Source organism: Micromonospora sp. LOL_021 (genome assembly GCF_048060215.1).
Classification (GTDB): domain Bacteria; phylum Actinomycetota; class Actinomycetes; order Mycobacteriales; family Micromonosporaceae; genus Micromonospora_E.
In genome coordinates this window covers 1-265 of the sequence record NZ_JBHMIN010000184.1, presented here as the reverse complement: position 1 = coordinate 265, position 265 = coordinate 1, and the positions used below count along the sequence as shown (strand labels likewise).

General features: G+C 76.2%; 1 protein-coding gene. It reads left to right on the top strand.

Going from position 1 to position 265, the window contains the following annotated elements; all coding sequences use genetic code 11:
* Position 1: 1 nt before the first annotated feature.
* Positions 2-265 (top strand): toxin glutamine deamidase domain-containing protein (locus ACFHWT_RS31595; RefSeq protein ID WP_416598377.1); only part of this gene is annotated, 264 nt, incomplete at its 3' end.

The following is a 265-nucleotide window of genomic DNA, read 5'->3' as shown; positions in this document are numbered from 1 at the left end:
GTTGGCGGGGTTGTCGACGTTTCTTGGTCGGCCGATGGTGTCGTTGCCGCGCTGGCCGGACGTCCTGCCGGACGGCGCCGTCGACCGGCAGACCGGCGAGGCGGCCGGTGTCGACCGCGCCGAGGAATGGTTGGGCGGGGAGTGGGTCGCGCCGCCGGCGGACATGCCCGGTGGGCCGCAGAAGCGGGCGGTGGCGGTCGCCCGGCAGTACGCGCAGTTGCAGGAGCGGGTGGCGGCGGCCGGGCCGGGTAGTGCCGCCCTGGTC